Source organism: Candidatus Pelagibacter sp., from assembly GCF_965262185.1.
Taxonomy (GTDB): Bacteria; Pseudomonadota; Alphaproteobacteria; order Pelagibacterales; family Pelagibacteraceae; genus Pelagibacter.
In genome coordinates this window covers 881,472-898,423 of record NZ_OZ253498.1, presented here as the reverse complement: position 1 = coordinate 898,423, position 16,952 = coordinate 881,472, and the positions used below count along the sequence as shown (strand labels likewise).

At 26.9% G+C, this 16,952-nt stretch carries 18 protein-coding genes; 10 read left to right on the top strand and 8 right to left on the bottom strand.

The genetic code is table 11. The annotated features are described in order from the left end of the window. The 3 genes from ACQY31_RS05030 to ACQY31_RS05020 are packed head-to-tail and all read left to right on the top strand — an operon-like array spanning position 1 to position 2,279. Positions 1–936 carry an adenosine kinase gene (locus tag ACQY31_RS05030; RefSeq protein WP_428079112.1) on the top strand — a complete coding sequence of 312 codons (936 nt, stop codon included), beginning with the start codon at positions 1–3 and terminating at the stop codon, positions 934–936. 31 nt (positions 937–967) lie between these two features. After that, on the top strand, positions 968–1,570 hold the full coding sequence (locus tag ACQY31_RS05025; protein ID WP_428079110.1) for a TIGR02466 family protein: 603 nt from the start codon (positions 968–970) through the stop codon (positions 1,568–1,570). Positions 1,571–1,586: 16 nt separating this feature from the next. Then, positions 1,587–2,279: a putative 2OG-Fe(II) oxygenase gene (locus ACQY31_RS05020; RefSeq protein WP_428079109.1), complete on the top strand. Its 693-nt coding sequence runs from the start codon at positions 1,587–1,589 to the stop codon at positions 2,277–2,279. A 105-nt stretch (positions 2,280–2,384) separates the two neighbouring features. On the opposite strand, the gene ACQY31_RS05015 is transcribed toward ACQY31_RS05020, so the two are convergent. Next, positions 2,385–2,948 (bottom strand): winged helix-turn-helix domain-containing protein, encoded by a 564-nt coding sequence (locus ACQY31_RS05015; protein WP_428079107.1) that lies wholly within the window; start codon positions 2,946–2,948, stop codon positions 2,385–2,387. Between the two features lie 14 nt (positions 2,949–2,962). Between ACQY31_RS05015 and ACQY31_RS05010 the strand changes: the two genes are divergently transcribed. Then, positions 2,963–3,463, top strand: a complete 501-nt coding sequence (locus ACQY31_RS05010) for a L,D-transpeptidase family protein (protein WP_428079105.1) — start codon at positions 2,963–2,965, stop codon at positions 3,461–3,463. On the opposite strand, the gene ACQY31_RS05005 is transcribed toward ACQY31_RS05010, so the two are convergent. Beyond that, complete coding sequence (locus ACQY31_RS05005) at positions 3,460–4,119, bottom strand: YggS family pyridoxal phosphate-dependent enzyme (RefSeq protein ID WP_428079103.1); 660 nt, start codon at positions 4,117–4,119, stop codon at positions 3,460–3,462. The genes ACQY31_RS05010 and ACQY31_RS05005 overlap by 4 nt on opposite strands. Between ACQY31_RS05005 and ACQY31_RS05000 the strand changes: the two genes are divergently transcribed. Next, positions 4,114–4,641 carry a thiamine phosphate synthase gene (locus ACQY31_RS05000; RefSeq protein ID WP_428079101.1) on the top strand — a complete coding sequence of 176 codons (528 nt, stop codon included), beginning with the start codon at positions 4,114–4,116 and terminating at the stop codon, positions 4,639–4,641. The genes ACQY31_RS05005 and ACQY31_RS05000 overlap by 6 nt on opposite strands. Positions 4,642–4,691: 50 nt before the next feature. On the opposite strand, the gene ACQY31_RS04995 is transcribed toward ACQY31_RS05000, so the two are convergent. Continuing rightward, complete coding sequence (locus ACQY31_RS04995) at positions 4,692–5,633, bottom strand: porin (protein WP_428079099.1); 942 nt, start codon at positions 5,631–5,633, stop codon at positions 4,692–4,694. A gap of 274 nt (positions 5,634–5,907) precedes the next feature. On the opposite strand from ACQY31_RS04995, the gene ACQY31_RS04990 reads away from it, so the two are divergent. Genes ACQY31_RS04990 through holA form a run of 4 tightly spaced genes read left to right on the top strand, consistent with a single transcriptional unit; the run spans position 5,908 to position 10,409 of the window. After that, positions 5,908–6,402, top strand: a complete 495-nt coding sequence (locus ACQY31_RS04990; RefSeq protein ID WP_428079097.1) for a DUF3576 domain-containing protein — start codon at positions 5,908–5,910, stop codon at positions 6,400–6,402. Between the two features lie 8 nt (positions 6,403–6,410). Then, positions 6,411–8,954: a leucine--tRNA ligase gene (gene leuS, locus ACQY31_RS04985; RefSeq protein WP_428079095.1), complete on the top strand. Its 2,544-nt coding sequence runs from the start codon at positions 6,411–6,413 to the stop codon at positions 8,952–8,954. An 8-nt stretch (positions 8,955–8,962) separates the two neighbouring features. After that, a complete protein-coding gene (locus tag ACQY31_RS04980) occupies positions 8,963–9,427 on the top strand; it encodes a hypothetical protein (protein ID WP_428079093.1) in 465 nt (154 codons plus the stop codon). After that, positions 9,417–10,409: a DNA polymerase III subunit delta gene (gene holA / locus ACQY31_RS04975; RefSeq protein ID WP_428079092.1), complete on the top strand. Its 993-nt coding sequence runs from the start codon at positions 9,417–9,419 to the stop codon at positions 10,407–10,409. Before ACQY31_RS04980 ends, holA begins: the two co-directional genes overlap by 11 nt. On the opposite strand, the gene ACQY31_RS04970 is transcribed toward holA, so the two are convergent. The 5 genes from ACQY31_RS04970 to mnmE form a co-directional block, all read right to left on the bottom strand. After that, positions 10,399–11,241 (bottom strand): ParB/RepB/Spo0J family partition protein, encoded by an 843-nt coding sequence (locus tag ACQY31_RS04970; protein WP_428079090.1) that lies wholly within the window; start codon positions 11,239–11,241, stop codon positions 10,399–10,401. The two genes, holA and ACQY31_RS04970, sit on opposite strands and share 11 nt — an antisense overlap. Beyond that, the gene (locus ACQY31_RS04965; RefSeq protein ID WP_428079088.1) at positions 11,241–12,035 is read right to left on the bottom strand and encodes a ParA family protein; all 795 of its coding nucleotides are present in this window, start codon (positions 12,033–12,035) and stop codon (positions 11,241–11,243) included. Before ACQY31_RS04965 ends, ACQY31_RS04970 begins: the two co-directional genes overlap by 1 nt. After that, positions 12,036–12,689 (bottom strand): 16S rRNA (guanine(527)-N(7))-methyltransferase RsmG, encoded by a 654-nt coding sequence (locus tag ACQY31_RS04960; protein ID WP_428079087.1) that lies wholly within the window; start codon positions 12,687–12,689, stop codon positions 12,036–12,038. Beyond that, on the bottom strand, positions 12,689–14,560 hold the full coding sequence (gene mnmG, locus ACQY31_RS04955) for a tRNA uridine-5-carboxymethylaminomethyl(34) synthesis enzyme MnmG (RefSeq protein ID WP_428079085.1): 1,872 nt from the start codon (positions 14,558–14,560) through the stop codon (positions 12,689–12,691). The genes ACQY31_RS04960 and mnmG overlap by 1 nt, the downstream gene beginning before the upstream one ends. A gap of 117 nt (positions 14,561–14,677) precedes the next feature. After that, a complete protein-coding gene (gene mnmE, locus ACQY31_RS04950; RefSeq protein WP_428079083.1) occupies positions 14,678–16,009 on the bottom strand; it encodes a tRNA uridine-5-carboxymethylaminomethyl(34) synthesis GTPase MnmE in 1,332 nt (443 codons plus the stop codon). A gap of 55 nt (positions 16,010–16,064) precedes the next feature. Here mnmE and ACQY31_RS04945 point away from each other — a divergent pair, with 55 nt between their 5' ends. Next, a complete protein-coding gene (locus ACQY31_RS04945; RefSeq protein ID WP_428079081.1) occupies positions 16,065–16,907 on the top strand; it encodes a sulfotransferase domain-containing protein in 843 nt (280 codons plus the stop codon). Positions 16,908–16,952: the final 45 nt, after the last annotated feature.

The window sequence follows — 16,952 nt, the reverse complement described above, 5'->3', positions numbered from 1 at the left end:
ATGAAAATTTTAGGGATAGGAAATGCAATTGTAGACGTCATTTGTAAAGTAAATGAAAATTTTATTGAACAGAATAATCTTACAAAAAGTACAATGAAATTATTCTTTGACGAAAATGAATTCAAAAATTTATTGGTAAATCTAAAAATTGAAAAAACAGTTTCTGGAGGTTCGGTTGCAAATTCAATTGTTGGATTGTCTCAACTTGGCAATAATGTTGGTTTTATTGGAAAAATTTCTGATGATAACTTTGGTGTAAAGTATGAAGAAGGTTTAAAAAAAGAAAATGTAAATTTTTTATACTCAAAAAAAAAAGAAGTTTTGCCAACTGGCACGTGTTTAATACTAGTAACTCCAGACTCTGAAAGAACAATGTGCACATTTTTGGGAACTGCAGGAAAAATTAATGAGAGTGACATTAGTATTGATGCAATTAAAAAAAGTGAACTAATATTTCTAGAGGGTTACCTCTGGGATGAGGGAGAACCAAAAAAAGCTTTTAATAAAGCTATTAACAATGCAAATAGTGTAGCTATGTCGCTGTCTGATCAATTTTGTGTGGATAGACATAAGCCAGAATTTTTAAATTTAGTAAAAAACAAACTAGATATAACTTTTGCAAATGAACAAGAAATGATTTCATTAATTGAAGCAAAAAATTTTGACGAAGTTGTAAATTTTTCAAAACAGCTTGATAAGTTAGTTATTGTAACTAGAGGTGACAAAGGAGCAGTTGCAATAAATGGAAATGAAATTGTTAAAAGTGACATACAAAAAAACCTAAAAATTGTTGACCTTACAGGAGCAGGTGACCTTTTTGCAGCAGGATTTTTGCATGGGTATATTAATAAATTATCTACAAAAGAATGTCTTGATAAGGGTACAGAGATGTCATCAAAAGTAATACAACAGATTGGTGCAAGAATTTTATATTAATAAAATTATAAAATATTATATTATTAATTAAATGAATAATAATATCATATACAGACTTTTTCCTGAGCCAGTTTTTAAGTATAAATTAGAAAATTTTCAAAATTTTAATCAAGATTTAACAAATTATATTTATGAACTTAGACAGAATGATGATAGAGGTTTAAATAAATCAAATAAAGGTGGATGGCATTCTAATTATTTCAAATTAGGCGTAAAAGACTCCATACAGCATAAGTTTACTTTAGAAATTCAGAAATATATAATTGATGTATTTCAAAAATATGGATGGAAAACTAAAAATGTTCCAATTTCAATTAATGAAATGTGGGCAATAATTAATAGAAATGAAGATTTTAATGTTTTACATAGTCACCCAAATTGTTATTTAAGTGCAGCTTATTATGTTAAAGCACCTCCAAACTGTGGAAAATTTGAAATAGAGTGTCCGAACATAGCAAAGTTAAATTCATTTCCATCAATAGAAAAACCTAATGATCTAAATGTTAGAATAGTAAGCATAGATATAAGTGAAGGAGATTTGCTTATATTTCCAAATTATTTACCTCATAAAGTAGCAAAAAACCAATCAAATGATGATAGGATAGTGATTAGTTTTAATGTTGGTATTAAATAAATTATAATAAAATTTAATGAAAGTTCATAATTTTTTTCCATTATCAATTTTACAAGATCAAATCAATTTAACTGATGAAGAGAAAACGATATTAATTAATGATATAAGAGTAATGGAACAAAACTCACAAAACTCAAATTATAAAATAAAACAAGCAAGCTGGACTGGAGATACCCAAGGTTATGAATATATTTATAATAATCCTAATTTTGATAAATTGTTTTCAGAAATTAAAAAAAAGATTGATAATTATTTAGATTTTTTAAAAATTGATAAAGATCAAATTGAAATTTATATTCAAAGATCTTGGGCTACTATTTCAAAAAATGATGAAGTTATTTCAAAACACCAGCATTTACAATCTCATTTGTCTTTTGCATATTATTTACAAAAAAATCAAAAAGATTCTAATTTTGTTATTTATGATGATGAAAAGAAAAATGAATTTATACCAGGTTTATTTGGATCAAAAACTTTGTTTCAAAAAAAACTTATTAAAGAAATTAGTTTCTCAACTGCAACCAGAATTACTCTAAATGTTAATGAAAATGATATTATAATTTTTCCATCAAAGACCTCTCATAGCACAGAACAAATTAAATTTAATAATGAAAGAATTTCAATTTCTGGAGATGTTGTTTTTCTTGCGAAAAATTCTAATTTAATAGAGCACTTAACACCTAATTTTAATAATTGGAAAAAATTATAATTAATTTATTTTTTTAACCTAACATAACTTCCTTTTCCCTTTTTAGGTCTTTTTATTCTTGGTTTAAATTTTTTTGTATATAAATTTATTTTAATCGGGTTTTTCTTAGAAAATTTGATAACCATTTTTATTACTTATTATAAAGCTTTCATCATCAAAAAATTCAAAAATTTTTTTTCTTAGTCTATAAATATGTGTTTCGACTGTGTGTGTTTCTATGTCAGATTGGTAGCCCCATACATTTCCTTGTAACTCTTTTACGTTAACAGGAGTTTTTTTTTCTAACAAATAAATAATAATTTGAACTTCTTTTTCAGTTAGTTTTAATTTTTTATTTTTAAACTCTAATTCTCTAGAGTTAATATTTATCGAATAATCCTTAACATTTACTTTTAATTGATCTGAAAATCGATTTTTTAATATCTCAATATTAATGTATTCAATTAGTTTAAAAATTTTAATAGGGGTTTTCTCAATAACATATTGATTTTTAATATTTGGTAGTTTTTTCTTTGTAATTATAAGATAATTACTTAAATATTTAATTTCTTTTAATAATGCGACTTCATTATTTAATTCAATAACATTAATTCCTAGTTCTCGATCTAATTCTTTTAAAATACTATATATATATTTATTATTATAAATAATTATATTTTGAGAATTCATATATTCAATATGGTATGATAATTTACATAAAAAATAAATACACTCTTAAAATTGATAATTTAAAATTTAAGTGTTCTGTTGGAAGAAACGGTTTTTCAAAAACAAAAATAGAAGGTGATAAAAAAACTCCTAAAGGCACTTTTGAAATCCAACATCTTTACTATAGAGAAGATAGATTAAAAAAACCAATTACTCGTCTTAAATGTATCAAAATTAAAAAACAAATGGGTTGGTGCAATGATATTAGAAACCCAAAAAAATATAACAAACTAATAAATGTTAAAAATGATAGCAGTATAAGACACGAAAAAGTTTATAGAAAAGATTTCAAATATGATTTGTTAATTCCAATAAAATATAATTTTAAAAAACCAACTATTGGTAGAGGAAGTTGTATATTTATCCATTTAACAAAAACATATAAACCTACAGCAGGATGTATAAGTCTCGGAAAGAAAGATCTTCTAATTATATTAAAATTAATTAATAAAAAAACTAAGATAAAAATAAATTAAGTTCTATTTCCAAAAATACTTGAACCAATTCTCAAATAAGTGGCACCACTTTCTAGTGCTTTTAGATAATCAGAAGACATACCCATGCTTAATTCAAGAAAATTATATTTTTTATTTAATTCGCTCATTTCTTGAAAATATTTTTCAGGATTTTCATTTTCAGGAGGAATGCACATTAAACCTATTATATCCAAATTTAGTTCCTTACAATAATTATATAGATCTCCTAATTCATCTTTATTTATACCAGATTTTTGTGCTTCATTACCAATATTAACCTGTAAAAATATTTTAATTTTTTTATTCTGTTTTATCTCTTCATCGTAAATTTTTTTTGCTAGTTTTTTATTATCAAGGGAGTGAATATAATCAAAAATATTGATTGCATACTTAACCTTATTTCTTTGCAATCTACCAATTAGGTGCAATTTTATTTTACTATTATTTAATTTAACTTCTTTCCATTTATCTACAGCCTCTTGAACTTTATTTTCTCCGTAATGTAAATGACCATAATCAATCAATGGAAAAATTTTTTCTAATTTAAATGTTTTCGATACAGCTATAACTTTAGGTAGTGCAATATTTTTGTGGTCTTCTAGTTTTGAATTAATTATATTAATTATATCTATAAATTTTTTAACTGTATCATGCATAAAAATTTACCTACAAAATATTATTTTATTAAAGAATTAAAAACTAAATATATAGATAAACAAAACAAAGATACAGGGATCATTTATAGAAACTATGAAAAAAAAAATCAGCTAGATACCATTATAAAATTAAAGAATTATTGTAAAAAAAAAAATTTTAAGTTCTATTTGTCAAATAACATTAAGTTAGCAATTAAATTAAATTTAGATGGCGCTTACATCCCTTCCTTTAATAATAGCTTAACACATTTATCATATTCATTTAAAAATCATTTTTTAATTATTGGTTCGGCACATAATAATAAAGAAATTAAAACTAAAGAATTACAAGGTGTAAAAATACTATTTTTATCATCATTATTTAAATTAAATAAAAATTACTTGGGCATAAACAGATTTAAATTGTTAGCAACACACACAAATAAAAAAAAAATTGCTCTTGGAGGAATTAATTTTAAAAATAGAAAAAAATTAAAATTATTAAATTGTTTTGGTTTTGCTGGAATTTCTTATTTTGAATAAAAAAAAGGCCCCTAAATAAGGGGCCCTTCTTAAAATTAATCCTAATTTAATTAGAATGCAAATGATAGACCTAGTGCATAACCAGATCTGTCTTTACCATCTGTACCACCTACATTTTCTACTGAGTTGTGGTTAGCAGATAAAGTCATTGATCCCATAGTCAATGAAGCAGAAATACCTAATGCTTCTTGATCTTCTGAACCTTCAATCTCAGTTTCAGCTGAGTTTAAAGATACTGATAGATCATCACTTACAGCATATGAAATACCCATTGCAGTTAGTGTAGTATCTGAACTTGCAGCATTTGAGTCTACTTCGTAAGATGAGAAACCAACAGTAATTGCATCCATTGCATAAGTTACGTTAAACGCAGTAACATCATCAGCGTCAGCTGGACCTTCACCGTTATCTTCACCTATACCAGCACCAATTGTTAAACCATCAATACCTGTGTATTTAATAGTTGCTGCCATTGAACTTTCTATTTGAGTTTGACCATCTGAAGGAATGTAGTCTAAACCTATTGTAACTCCATCAATAAGTGAAGAGTTTTGGTAGAAGAAAGTATCATCACCTGTAGGACCGTATGCGTGTGCAGTAGCACCTGATACATCATCCCAAGCTTCTTCACCAGCTGTTGGTGTAGTATCATCCATGAGAGAGATGTTTGAACTTCCAGACTGTCCGTAGAAAGTTAAAGTTCCTGCATCACCCATGTCGATAGTTAGTGCTCTGTTATCCATAACTCCACCACCTGGCTGATCACTTTCATCAATCTTGAAGCTAGTTGAAACTACAAATCCGTTATCCATTTCAGCAGAACCCTTGAATACGATAGAGTCGTTCATTGTCCAACCATTACCTTTGTTAGTTTTTTCTTCACCAGAAAAACCTAATGAAGCACCACCAGTTACTGATAACTCAGCAGCATTTGCTGATACAGAAACTAGAGCTCCTGCTAACGCAGTAAGACCTATTTTTTTAATGTTCATATTAATTACTCCTATATTTTTAATTGTTATTATTAATAATAAACATGCTACTTATATTTAAATTTGTGATGTGTTTTATAAATTATCGAATTTTAGCTAATTTTTACTTCTAAGTGTTGTATATTTACAACACATCAACTTATCACTGAATTTGCTATTTTTTTTAATAATTTTAAAATATACATCTTATATTTTAAAAATTACTGCAAATTTTACTATGTTTTCAAAAAAATTCCAAAAAACTATAATATTTTTGATTATTTTACCCTTTTTATTGAACTCTTGCGCAAATAGAGGTGATGCTAGAAAATCTCCACCAGACCCGAAGCTAAGAGTAAAGAAAAATATTGAGGAAGGTAGAGGATTTCGGTTAATGGATAGAGTTAAAAATAGTGGAACAAATTTTGAATTCGCAACCTCAAATGAGCTATGGAGAGCATCTTTGGATATTTTAGATTTCATGCCACTCTCTTCAGTGAATTATAGCGGTGGAATAATAATAACTGATTGGTATACAAATAATTCAGAAATTAATGAAAGCATAAAAATTACCATTAGATTTTTAACAAATGAGATACGTAGTGATGCCTTAAATATCATAGTATTCCGTAAAACTTGTAGCATTAATAATCAATGTGAAATTTCAAAGAGCTCAAACAATATTGCCAATGAATTAAAAAAAAAAATTTTAAAAACTGCTGCAGTGTATCAAAAACAAAAAAAAGATAAAAATTTTAAAGAATATAAAATTGGAAATTTTCAAGAGTAATTACCTTTGTGGAAAGATATAATTTTAAAAAAGTTGAACAAAAATGGCAGCATTTTTGGGAAAAAAATAAAACTTTTGCAGCATCAGTAATTAAAAGTAAAAAAAAATTTTACTGTCTAGAAATGTTTCCTTACCCTTCAGGCAAAATACATATGGGCCATGTTAGAAATTATACAATTGGAGACGTATTATCTAGATATAAAACATTGAATGGCTACAACGTTCTTCATCCTATGGGTTGGGATTCCTTTGGTATGCCTGCCGAAAATGCCGCTAAGCAAAATAAATTAGATCCAAAATCATGGACAGAAAAAAATATATCGATAATGAAATCCCAATTAAAACAATTAGGATTATCTATAGACTGGGATAAAGAAATTTCTACCTGTTCACCTGAATATTATAAACATCAACAGGAATTATTTCTAGAACTTTACGATAAAGAATTAGTATACAGAAAAGAAAGTTATGTTAATTGGGATCCAGTAGATCAGACAGTTTTAGCAAATGAACAAGTTATAAATGGCAGAGGATGGAGATCAGGAGCAGTCGTTGAAAGAAAAAAACTTAATCAGTGGTTTTTTAAAATAACAGCTTTTTCAAAAGAATTATTAGAAAGTCTAGATTCACTTAAAGAATGGCCAAACAAAGTAAAAATAATGCAAAAAAATTGGATAGGCCAATCTTTTGGATGTGAAATAAAATTTAAAATAGAATCTGATAAAAAAATTGATGAAATAAAATGTTATACAACAAGACCAGATACATTATTTGGTATGTCTTTTTTAGCTATTTCAGTAGATCACCCAGTATCAAAGTTTTATGAAAATAATGATGATTTTATAAAATTTAAAAAACTTTGCTCGAAAACTGGGACTACGGAGGAATCTATAGCTGCTGCTGAAAAATTTGGTTTTAAAACAGACATGATGGCCATCAACCCTTTAGATGAAAATAAGAAATTACCAGTTTATTTTGCAAATTTTGTATTAATGGATTATGGATTAGGAGCTGTTTTTGGATGTCCTGCACATGATCAGAGAGATCTTGATTTTGCAAAAAAATATAATTTAGAAATAACGCCTGTTGTTAAACCAGAAAAAGAACAAACTATAACTATTAGTAAAGAAGCATATACTGGACCAGGATATTTATTTAATTCTCAATTTTTAGATGGTTTAAAAGTCCCCGAAGAATCAATATCAAAAACAATAGAGCATTTAGAAAAAAATAATATTGGAGTTAGAAAGACTAATTACAGATTGAAAGATTGGGGAATATCTCGACAACGTTATTGGGGATGCCCAATACCGATGGCATATGATAAAAAAAATAATCCAGTTAAAATTCCAAAATCTATGTTGCCTGTATCTCTTCCAAAAATTGATGAATTTAAATCTTCAGGAAATCCACTAGAAGAAATGAAAGAATGGAAAAGTGTTGTAATAGATGGTGAAGAATACTCTAGGGAAACCGATACACTTGATACATTTGTTGACTCTTCGTGGTATTTTTTACGGTTTTGTTCGGCTAAAAAGAAAGATTATGGATTTGATCAAGAAGATATAGATTATTGGATGCCAGTTGATCAATATATTGGAGGTATTGAACATGCTATTCTACATCTACTTTATTCAAGATTTTTTATGCACGCGCTTTCTTTTAAAAATAATAAATTCAAAATAAAAGAACCTTTTAATGGCTTATTTACACAAGGTATGGTTTGTCATGAGACTTATAAAGATAGTAAAAATAATTGGATAAGCCCAGATGAAGTAATATCAATAGATGGTAAAAAATTTTTAAAAAAAGACAAAAATCAAATGGTTATCGTTGGACCATCTGAATCCATGTCTAAGTCTAAAAAAAATACTATTGATCCTGAAGAAACAATTAAAAATTATGGAGCAGACTCGGTCAGATTATTTATCTTATCCGATAGTCCGCCTGAAAAAGATGTACAATGGTCTGATGAAGGCATTGAGTCATCTTTCAAATTTATACAGAAATTATGGTCTTTGAATATAAGGATACTAAATGAAATAGATAATAACTATTTAGATGAAGATAAAAACGAATTAGAAATCATCACCACAAGATTTATAAATAACGTTCAAATTAATATAGAAAATTTTAGCTACAATAAAATAGTTGCAAATTTTCATGAGATATATTCTTCACTAAACAAAATAATTAACACTAAAATTAAAAGACAGAGCTGGATAAAAAATTATTCAAAAATTTTGATAACAATGAGTCCAATCATCCCCCACTTTGCAAATGAATGCTTAAGCAAACTAGAAAAATTTAGTTTTAAAGGCCCAATAACTTGGCCTGTTATAAATAAAGATCTTTTGATTAAAGAAATGATTAATTTTGTTGTACAATTTAATGGTAAAACAAAAGGAATAATAAATATTAAAAAAGATTTTAAAGAAGATAATGTATTGGAAAAAATTAAAGAAAATGAAAAATTTTTCAAACACTTAAATGGTAAAATAATTAAGAAAAAAATATTTATTCCAAATAAGTTAATAAATATTTTAATTTAAATTTAACAATGAGAAAAATTTTTTTATTATTGATTATACTAAACATGTTGAATGGCTGCGGTTTTACACCTCTTCATTTGAATAAAACAAATACAAATTTTTCAATAGAAGAAGTTTCTTATGAAGGGGATAAAATTATCAATAACTTTTTCAAAATTTATTTTAGAATCTTGGAAAATAACGAACATGAAAAAAAATATAAAATTAATGTAACTACTGAATATTATAAGAATGTGCTTTCAAAAGATACAACAGCAGAAATTTTAGATTATCAATTATCAGCTAAAGTTTTATTTAAAATAAGTTTAAATGAAAAATTAATTAAAGAAATAACATTTGTAGAAAAGCAAAATACAGATAGCATAAGTGATAAATTTGAAGAACAAAAATACGAAAGAGTTATAAAAGAAAATTTTGCTTCAACAATATATAACAATTTAATATCGGAACTTTCTAAGTTAAATGATTATTAAATCATTTGAAATAAACAAAATAAACTTAAAAGATAACAAATTTATACTTCTATATGGGAAAAATGATGGACTGAAATTAGAAGTATTAAAATTTTTACTTAAAGGAAAAACACTTACTGCAAACTATGATGAAAAAGAAATTATCGAAAATTCAGATAATTTTTTAAATTCATTGCATACAGAATCTCTTTTTGAAAATGAAAAAATTATGTTTATTAAAAGAGTCACAGATAAATCATTTAAAATTTTAGAACACATAGTTAAAAAAAATCTAAATAATATAAACATAATCATCGAATCAGATAATTTAGAAAAAAAATCAAAGTTAAGATCTTTTTTTGAAAAAGATAAAAAAACTGTTTGTATTCCTGTATATCCTGACGACTTTCAATCATTGTCAAGAATAGCATTTTCTTTCTTAAAGCAAAAAAAAATTTCATTATCTAAATCAAATATTGATCTTATAATTAACAATACTAAGGGGGATAGGGGAATTTTAATATCAGAATTAAAAAAGATAGAAAATTATTCTTATAGTAAAAAAAGTATAAATGAAGAGACTTTGCTTAAATTAACAAATTTAATCGAAAATCATTCCATTTCAGAATTAATAGACAATTGTTTGGCAAAAAATAAAAACAAAACATTTAAAATTATAAATGAAAATAATTACAAGAATGACGACTGTGTATTAATTTCTAGAACTTTTTTGAATAAATCAAAGAGAATACTTGCTTTGACTTTAAAATATGAAAAAAATAGAAATATTGATTTAACAATTTCAGAAGCAAAACCGCCAATTTTTTGGAAAGAAAAACAAATTACCAAACAACAAATCCAAAATTGGAATTCAAAAAACTTAAAATTCTTAATTTATCAGCTTTGCGAAGTTGAATTAATGATTAAAAAAAACTTAAACAATTCTCTTAATATAATTACAAATTTTATTTTAGAACAAGTGGCCTCGAAAACTAATAATTAGATTTAATTATATCTATAATTTTATTTAATTGATTGAGATCTTTATATTCAAAACTTATTTTACCCCTATTCCTCTTATTATTTTGAATGTTAACATTAAGACCTATTTTATTTGAGATAGATAGTTCAAGTGCAATAATATTTGAGTCTTTAGATGTATTTCGGTTTTGTTTTTTATTTTTAAAAATTTTAACAAAATTCTCTGTCTGTCTCACTGATAATTTTTTTTCAATAATTTTTGATGCAACAAACATTGCATTTTCAAGGCCTACTAATATCTTAGCATGACCAGCTGTTAATTTTTTAGTTTCAATTAATTTTATGACTTTATCTGGTAAAGTTAAGAGCCTCAGAGAATTAGTTATGTGACTTCTACTTTTTCCAATAAATTTTGATACTTTTTCTTGGTTATAAGAAAACTCGTCAATTAATCTTTTGTAACCTTGAGCCTCTTCTAGAGGATTCAAATCATGTCTTTGAACATTTTCAACAATTGCAAATTCTAAAGATTTCAAATCATCAGCTTCAGTAACAACAACGGGAACGTTATGGAGGCCAGCTCTTTGTGCAGCAAGCCACCTTCTCTCACCTGCTATTATCTCAAATTTTGATTTATCATCATTTGATTTCCTAACAATGATTGGCTGTATCATTCCTCTTTCTTTAATTGAATTAGTTAAATCTTCTAAATTATTTTCATCAAATATTTTTCTTGGTTGATACTTGTTTGGAATTAGATCACTTACTTGTAATTGATTAGTTTGGGATTCAACTTTTGATTCACCAATCAATGAGGACAAACCTCTTCCTAAACCTTTTTTAATTTTGTCCATTAAGCAGCACTCCCTATTGTTGACTCTTGATTAATAAATTCATCTGTGAAGCTAAAATATGACTTACTACCTGGACATGATTTATCATAAATTAAAACTGGCATTCCATGAGAAGGTGCTTCTGATAATCTGACGTTCCTTGGTATTACTGTTGAGTAAACTTTTTCACTAAAATAATCTCTAGCTTCTTTTTCAACTTGTGAAGATAATTTATTTCTTTTGTCATACATCGTTAAAAGTATACCTCTGATTTTTAATTCTGGATTTAAACTTACTTTTATCCTTTCAATAGTCTTCATGAGCTGTGTTAAGCCCTCAAGCGCAAAAAATTCTGTCTGTAGAGGAACCAGAAGTGAGCTAGAGCATACGAGGGCCATGACGGTCAGTAAGCTAAGTGAAGGTGGGCAGTCAATTAATATATAATCATAAGACCCTCTAGAATCATTTAAATAAGCGGCTAATTTACTCTTCAAAATAAATGCTCTATTAGTATCATTAGCTGTTTCAACTTCTAGACCTGATAAGTCAACGTTAGAAGTTATCAGATCCAAATTTTCAAACTGTGTTTTCTTTATTACTTGATAAATTTCCTTAGTTCCGTTCAGCAGACCATAAATTGTGTCGCTTGAGTTGTCCGTATTTGATAATCCAAGACCTGTGGTGGCATTTCCCTGGGGATCTAGATCAATAACTAAAATTTTTTTATTAAGTTGTGATAAACCAGCAGCAAGATTAATTACGGTGGTTGTTTTTCCTACCCCACCCTTTTGATTTATGACAGATATGATTTGCATTTAATTTTTTTCAACTTTTTTTTTAATTTTTTTTATGTTTATCAAAAATGAATCCTTACTTGTTAAACTTTTCTTTTCTATATATTCCAAATTCCATTTTTTTTTAGAATTTTCAAAAACTTTTTTTCCACTTTTACCCATGAAGAAAATTAAATTTTTATATTTAGAGAAATTTTCATAAACTAAATCTAAAACAACAGGCATAGGTTTAAACGCTCTTGACATAATTGTTCCTGTCTCTAAATTTTTTAATTCAAAAATATTTTTTTGAAAAATTTTTGTATTTAAATTTAACTTTTCTGATACTTCTTTTAAAAAATGGCTTTTATGGTAGCTTTTTTCATACAGATGCACATTCATTTTATTTTTCATGTTTTTTAGTATAATTGCCACTATAATTCCTGGTAAACCAGCTCCAGAGCCTAAATCTGTAGTTGTATTGCAATTTAAATCAACAAAATCAATTATTTGCGCAGAATCTATAATATGGCGTTCAATTATTGCGTTTTTTGATGCTGTATTTTGACCAATTATATTAATTTTTTTATTTTTTTCAAGAATCAGAGATATATAGTTTTCAAAGTCTAAAAATGTTTCACGTGAAACATTTAGATAATTAAGTCTAGAGTAAGAATTTAAAATTTCTTGATCCATTAAGCTATATGCTTAATAGACTTTCTTTTAACATGTGACAACAAAATATATACAGCTGCTGGCGTTATTCCATCAATTCTAAGAGCTTGACCCATAGTTTTAGGCTTTATTTCTTTTAACTTAGCTTTAACCTCATTAGATAAACCTGAAAGCCTATCATAATTGATTTTCTCAGGAATAATTAAGTTCTCATCCCTCTTAAAAGCTAAAATATCGGCTTTTTGCTTCTTTAAATATCCTCTGTAATGAGCATTAATTTCTACTTGCTCATCAATTTCATCACTAAAATATGGTATTTCAGGCCATATTTCTCTAATTTTACTCATATTTACATTCTTTTGAGTTAGAACTTCATTTGAAGACCTCAATATTCCATCTTTCGCTATTTTAATTCCAAATTTTTCAGCTTTAGATGGGGAAATTCTAGATTTACTCATTTTTAAATTAATTTTTGCAATTTTGTTGAATTTATCTAAGTATATTGCTTTTCTATCTTTTCCAATTAACCCGATTTCTATTCCCTTAGCTGTCAATCTTTGATCTGCATTATCCGCTCTCAAACTTAATCGATATTCTGCTCTTGATGTAAACATACGATATGGCTCTGCTACTCCCTTTGTAACCAAGTCATCAATCATTACTCCAATGTAGGCATCAGATCTATCAAGGATAAAAGGCTCAGAATTTCTAACAGATAAAGCTGCATTTATACCAGCTATAAGTCCTTGTGCAGCTGCTTCTTCATATCCAGTCGTTCCGTTAATTTGTCCAGCAAGATATAGATTGCTGATTTTCTTTGTTTCAAGGGTCAAGAATAGTTCACGTGGATCTATATAGTCATATTCTATAGCATATCCTGGCCTTATTATTCTTACATTTTCTAAACCATTGATATTATTACATATTTCTTCTTGAACTTCAGCTGGAAGCGATGTGGAGATCCCATTTGGATAAATTGTGTGGTCATTAAGCCCTTCTGGCTCTAAAAAAATCTGATGACGAATTTTATCTGCAAATTTTACTATCTTGTCTTCTATAGATGGGCAATATCTTGGACCGACTCCTTTTATATTACCTGAGTACATTGCACTTTTGGCTAAATTTTTTTCTATAATTTTATGAACCTTCTCATTGGTATAAGTCATTCGACATGACACTTGTTTGTTTAAATTTTTTTTAGTTAAGAAAGAAAAAAAATAAGGATCATCATCTGCAAATTGTTCCTCAAGGTTTTCAAAATTAATCGTTCTTGCATCTAACCTGGGAGGTGTTCCAGTTTTTAATCTTCCAATTTTAAAATCATATTTTGCTAATTGTTCACTTAAACCTGTTGAAGGTTTTTCATCATACCTTCCCGCTGGTGTTCTTTCATCACCTATATGTATCAAACCATTTAAAAAAGTTCCTGTTGTTAGTATTAACTTGTTACATGATACCTTTTTACCTTCTTTTGTTTCAAAACCATTTATAGCATTATTATTAAAAATAAACTTTATTACAGGATCTAAAAAAATGCTTAAATTACAATATTTTATAAGTTTTTCTTGCATAAATTTACGATATAGTGACCTATCTGATTGTGTTCTTGGTCCACGTACAGCTGGCCCTCTGCTTCTATTTAATAATCTAAATTGTATACCTGATTTATCTGCAACATCTCCCATAACACCATCTAGTGCATCTATTTCTCGAACTAAATGACCTTTACCTAAACCACCTATTGCAGGGTTACATGACATCTCACCAATCGTTTCTATTTTATGAGTGAATAGGGCAGTGTTTACACCTAGACGAGCAGAAGCTGCAGCTGCCTCACATCCTGCATGACCACCACCAATTACAACTACATCAAATGACAAATCTTTTTTCATGAGTTGAATTTATATGTGAATAGATAATTTACAAGACAGGCTCATTTTTTTGTAAATAAACATTAAATATCAACAGTTTTTGATAAAAAATGTCTAAAAAACAAGGAAAATAGGGGATTACTTACCGATGCAAAAATCGTTGAAAATACTACCTAATATCTCTTCTACATCAACTTTTCCAACGATCATACCCAAATGTCTAGTCGCTAATCTTAAATCTTCTGCTGCTTTATCAAAATCTTCTATTTCTTTTTTTTGATTAAAGTTATTCAAATGGTCTAAACACTGTTCCAAATGTTGTCTATGTCTTTCCCTAGTAATCAAGATATCATCACTAGTTATAAATTTATTTTTTAAATTATTTTTTATTTTTAAAATTAGTTCATCAATATTTTTATTATCTTTAATTGAAATTGAAACATGATTTATATTTTTTATTTCTGAATCAATTTCTTTTTCTAAAAGATCAGACTTGTTTATAACTAAAATTGCATTTTCATCTAACAAACCCTTCAAAACATCAGTAAAATCAAGGCTTTTTGCATCTACCACTACAAGCTTTAAATCTGCATCTTCGGCTCTATTTAAAGATAATTTAATACCTTTTTTTTCTATCTCATCTTTAGATTCTCTTATTCCAGCAGTATCAGATATTATTACAGGATAACCATCTATATTAAGATGAGTTTCGATAACATCTCTCGTAGTACCAGCTATTTCAGAAACTATTGCAACATCTCTATTTGATAAATGATTTATTAAACTAGATTTCCCTGCATTAGTGGGTCCAAGAATTGCAATCTTAAAACCATCTCTAATTCTTTCTCCAACTTTTTGATCATTTAAAATCTTTTCAATTTTTTTAATAACTTCACTTGAATCATTTTTAATTTCATCCAAAATATTTTTCGGCAAATCTTCATCTGGAAAATCAATTTTAGCTTCAACATGAGACAAAATTTTTAAAAGTTTTTCTCTTAAAAAATTAAATTTTTCAGCAGACTTTCCATCCATAATTTTAATTGCTTGTTGTCTTTGAATTTCTGTTTCAGATGAAATTAGGTCAGCAATACTCTCTGCTTTTAACAAATTTATTTTGCCATTTTGAAAAGCAAGCTTTGTAAATTCTCCTGGTTCGGCCAGTCTACAATTATCAATTTCAGAAATAGAAGAGTGCAGAGCATCTATGACAGCTTTGCTACCATGAACTTGTATTTCGGCCATATCTTCTCCTGTGTAGCTCTCTGGCCCCGGAAACCATATGATTATTCCCTCATCAATAAGCTCGGAAGTCTTGATTTTATTGATTTTTCTTAATGTTGCTACTCTTGGTTTTGGTATTGTTTTGTTTGTAAGTTGTTCGATAATTTTTTTTGTCATCCTTCCAGAAATTCTTATAACTGCAATACCAGAAATTCCTGGACCTGATGAAAGAGCAAATATGGTCATAATTGATTAAGGGTTAATTATATAATCTAATAAAAAATAATATATAATTTTTTCAATGATTATTTGGTTAGCTTCTTACCCCAAAAGTGGAAACACATGGCTTAGATCGATCATATCATCATTAATATACACTGATAGTGGAATATTTAATTTTCAATTGTTAAACAAAATTCAACAATATCCCAGCAGAAAATTTTTTAAAGATTTTACTCAAAATTTCCAAGATATAAATGATGTTAGTAAAAACTGGGTCACTAGTCAAAATCAAATTAATTTAGATAATAAAGTTAAATTTTTAAAAACTCATAATTTGAATTGTAAAATTCAGAATAATACTTTTACTGATAAATCCAATAGTATAGCCACAATATATATAGTTAGAGATCCGAGAAATCTAATAAGTTCTATTTCAAATCATTTTAGTCTCAATATAGAAGATGCAAAAAAATTTTTAATGGAACCGAAAATAATGTTTGGATCAAAAGAAAAAAAGGAATCAGAAAACGAAATTGCAACACTTATTGGTACCTGGAAGGAACATTATAATTTTTGGACTAAAAAAAACTCAAATTGTCTATTAATTAAATACGAAGATCTATTAAACAACATTGATAATGAAATTGATAAAATAGTATTTTTTTTAAGAAAATACTTAAAATTTGAATACAGTGATATAAAAAAACAAAATATCATAAATAGTACTAAATTTGAAAATTTAAAAAAGATGGAAAAAGACGGCCTATTTAAGGAACACGCCTTTAATAATATTAATAAAAAAAAAGTTATGTTTTTTCACAAAGGACCACAAAATTTATGGAAAAATTCATTAAATAAGGAATTGCAAAATGAAATTGAAAAAATTTTTAAAGATGAAATGAAAGAACTAAAATATATTTAGTTATTCTATTTTTATGTATAAATTAATATTAATTTAACCTGTTAT

What these genes read in the sequence shown, in the direction of transcription:
- ACQY31_RS05030 (WP_428079112.1), top strand. Translation starts at nt 1, where the DNA reads ATGAAAATTTTAGGGATAGGAAATGCAATTGTAGACGTCATTTGTAAA.
- ACQY31_RS05025 (WP_428079110.1), top strand. Translation starts at nt 968, where the DNA reads ATGAATAATAATATCATATACAGACTTTTTCCTGAGCCAGTTTTTAAG.
- ACQY31_RS05020 (WP_428079109.1), top strand. Translation starts at nt 1,587, where the DNA reads ATGAAAGTTCATAATTTTTTTCCATTATCAATTTTACAAGATCAAATC.
- ACQY31_RS05015 (WP_428079107.1), bottom strand. Translation starts at nt 2,948, where the DNA reads ATGAATTCTCAAAATATAATTATTTATAATAATAAATATATATATAGT.
- ACQY31_RS05010 (WP_428079105.1), top strand. Translation starts at nt 2,963, where the DNA reads ATGATAATTTACATAAAAAATAAATACACTCTTAAAATTGATAATTTA.
- ACQY31_RS05000 (WP_428079101.1), top strand. Translation starts at nt 4,114, where the DNA reads ATGCATAAAAATTTACCTACAAAATATTATTTTATTAAAGAATTAAAA.
- ACQY31_RS05005 (WP_428079103.1), bottom strand. Translation starts at nt 4,119, where the DNA reads ATGCATGATACAGTTAAAAAATTTATAGATATAATTAATATAATTAAT.
- ACQY31_RS04995 (WP_428079099.1), bottom strand. Translation starts at nt 5,633, where the DNA reads ATGAACATTAAAAAAATAGGTCTTACTGCGTTAGCAGGAGCTCTAGTT.
- ACQY31_RS04980 (WP_428079093.1), top strand. Translation starts at nt 8,963, where the DNA reads ATGAGAAAAATTTTTTTATTATTGATTATACTAAACATGTTGAATGGC.
- holA (WP_428079092.1), top strand. Translation starts at nt 9,417, where the DNA reads ATGATTATTAAATCATTTGAAATAAACAAAATAAACTTAAAAGATAAC.
- ACQY31_RS04970 (WP_428079090.1), bottom strand. Translation starts at nt 11,241, where the DNA reads ATGGACAAAATTAAAAAAGGTTTAGGAAGAGGTTTGTCCTCATTGATT.
- ACQY31_RS04965 (WP_428079088.1), bottom strand. Translation starts at nt 12,035, where the DNA reads ATGCAAATCATATCTGTCATAAATCAAAAGGGTGGGGTAGGAAAAACA.
- ACQY31_RS04960 (WP_428079087.1), bottom strand. Translation starts at nt 12,689, where the DNA reads ATGGATCAAGAAATTTTAAATTCTTACTCTAGACTTAATTATCTAAAT.
- mnmG (WP_428079085.1), bottom strand. Translation starts at nt 14,560, where the DNA reads ATGAAAAAAGATTTGTCATTTGATGTAGTTGTAATTGGTGGTGGTCAT.
- mnmE (WP_428079083.1), bottom strand. Translation starts at nt 16,009, where the DNA reads ATGACCATATTTGCTCTTTCATCAGGTCCAGGAATTTCTGGTATTGCA.
- ACQY31_RS04945 (WP_428079081.1), top strand. Translation starts at nt 16,065, where the DNA reads ATGATTATTTGGTTAGCTTCTTACCCCAAAAGTGGAAACACATGGCTT.